Annotated in this window: 2 protein-coding genes and 1 riboswitch; both genes read left to right on the top strand. The window is 38.6% G+C overall.

The window, feature by feature from the left end:
• The first annotated feature begins 488 nt into the window (after window positions 1–488).
• Window positions 489–604, top strand: a riboswitch (FMN riboswitch).
• Between the two features lie 92 nt (window positions 605–696).
• Window positions 697–1,749: a bifunctional diaminohydroxyphosphoribosylaminopyrimidine deaminase/5-amino-6-(5-phosphoribosylamino)uracil reductase RibD gene (ribD, locus tag BN52_RS07565; RefSeq protein WP_008473875.1), complete on the top strand. Its 1,053-nt coding sequence runs from the start codon at window positions 697–699 to the stop codon at window positions 1,747–1,749.
• The gene (locus BN52_RS07560) at window positions 1,742–2,341 is read left to right on the top strand and encodes a riboflavin synthase (protein ID WP_008473874.1); all 600 of its coding nucleotides are present in this window, start codon (window positions 1,742–1,744) and stop codon (window positions 2,339–2,341) included. Before ribD ends, BN52_RS07560 begins: the two co-directional genes overlap by 8 nt.
• Window positions 2,342–2,349: the final 8 nt, after the last annotated feature.

Genomic DNA, 2,349 nt, shown 5'->3' with positions numbered 1-2,349 from the left:
CCTTGCTCAGCGCCTGGAAGTAGCGATTTTAGCTTACAATATGGCATATTGGCTAGAAAGATTTAACTAGCACCACGCGTTACCAGTTATTTTCTATGGTACAAAAAAAGACCAACCTACCAAATAGAACCACTTTTTAGCAATTTTATCATTTTTACGCTTGAAGAGAAGCTGACTTTTTATCCTATACCAAAGCAAAACTTGTAAATGATGATCTAAGAACTAAAATAACACTATACGATTTTTGATTTTTTGCCAAAAAAATGTGCACACTTTTGCACATCAAATGAATTTTATAGAACTTGTATGAGCTTTTCTTTTTTGATCAAACATGTTACTTGAAAAATTTTTATATTTTTTTAGCGAGCTAAAATCACTGTTATATCAACGAATAAAGTTGATTCTTAAAATTATAATTATGACTTTTTAGTGTTTTATAGTTGACAATGAGAGCACTTACAACTATCATTCGTAAGTGAATTGAATAATTTGTTCTTCGAGGCAGGGTGAAATTCCCGACCGGCGGTAAAGTCCGCAACCCACTTATTAGTGGCTGAATCCTTTATGGTACCGATAGTTACAGTCTAGATGGGAGAAGTTAATTACTAAACATAGTAATTCTTATTAACGACGCTTATTTACGGGAAGTCTCGAAGTTCGAGGCTTCCCTTTTTTGATGCAAAGGAAGTGATTTAAATGGATCAAGATCACCAATTTATGGAACTCGCCTTGAAAGAAGCGGAAAAAGGCCGCTATCAAACTTGGCAAAATCCAATGGTTGGGGCCGTAATTGTTAAAAACGGCCAGATTCTTGCGACGGGATATCATCACCACTTTGGTGAAAATCACGCTGAAAGAGACGCCATTTCTAAATTATCTCCAGAGCAATTATCCAATTCGACTTTATATGTAACACTAGAACCCTGTTGTCATTATGGCAAACAGCCACCGTGCGCCGACTTAATAGTCGCTAGTCATATTAAACGAGTGGTTATTGCCCAGATTGATCCTCATTCCTTAGTTACAGGAAAAGGGATTCAACGATTAAAAGATGCTGGAATCAAGGTTACCCTTGGCGTTATGACAGATGAAGCGACACATTTGAATGAGTTTTACAGCTTCTTCTACCAGCATCAACGTCCTTGGATTACTTTGAAACAAGCTGTTTCTTTGGATTTTAAGATTGGCTATCCCCATCAACGTACGTCAATCACCAATCAAACAGTTAATGACAAAGTTCATGCTGAGCGAAGCGACTACCAAGCAATTTTAATTGGCAGCACCACCGCTCTAGTGGACGATCCTACACTGCATGCTAGTGAGCCAAGTGATTTTCCACCTGTTAGAGTAGTGCTTGATCGCCAAGGTCGACTTGCAGATAGATCAGATCTCAGACTATTTAGCGATCAAGAGGTAGCAACTTGGATTTTTACCAAGCAGCCTGAACGCTTCAGCTCTCTTCCCGATCACGTAAAGCTGTTGCAAACGACTGGCGACATTTCAGATATAGTTAAACAGCTAGCTGATGCAGGGATACAGTCGGTGTATGTCGAAGGTGGGGCGAAAATCCATGAGGCCTTTTGGCAATCGGGAATGGTCGATGAACTACTGGCATATATATCCCCGCAGTTCTTGGGTCAGAATGGAATTTCGGCATTTATGCCAACATCCCCATACAAGTTTAACGACGTATCTTTTCAACAACTAGCAAATAATATTCGAATTGAAGGAAAAATAACTCATGTTTAGTGGATTAGTAAGAGGCGATGCTAAAATCGCCCAAATAAATATCAATGATCAAACCATCGTTATGGACGTAGCCACTAGTGACGAAGTCATCAAGACAATCGAAATTGGCGATTCAATTGCTATAAATGGTACTTGTTTAACTGCCGAAAAAATTGTTGGCGATGTCTTTCAAGTAACAATGATGCCCCAAACTTTTAATAAAACAATTTTTAAAAATGCCCATGTTGGCGATCAAGTTAACATTGAACGGTCATTACAAGTCGGTTCACGATTAGAAGGCCATATCGTAACCGGACACGTGGATCAAACGGTCAAAGTAGTCCAAAAGCAAATCAATGAAAATGCTATCGAATTATTCTTTGAACTGCCTGAGCGCTTGTCAAATCAAGTCATTCCCCAAGGAAGCGTAGCTATCAATGGCGTTAGTCTAACTGTCATGGATGTTCAAGGACCAACTTTCTCAGTAGGTTTAATTCCCCACACTCAAGATGAAACTAATCTCTCCAAGTTAGAAGTTGGCGATGAAATTAACTTAGAAACTGACATTTTAGGTAAATATGTAGCACAAAATTTAGCACAAAGAGGTAATTAAGAATGGAT

The sequence above is a fragment of the Lactobacillus gigeriorum DSM 23908 = CRBIP 24.85 genome, assembly GCF_000296855.1.
Lineage (GTDB): Bacteria > Bacillota > Bacilli > Lactobacillales > Lactobacillaceae > Lactobacillus > Lactobacillus gigeriorum.
Note: the sequence above shows the minus strand (reverse complement) of the source record. Positions and strands in the feature narration are given on the sequence as shown.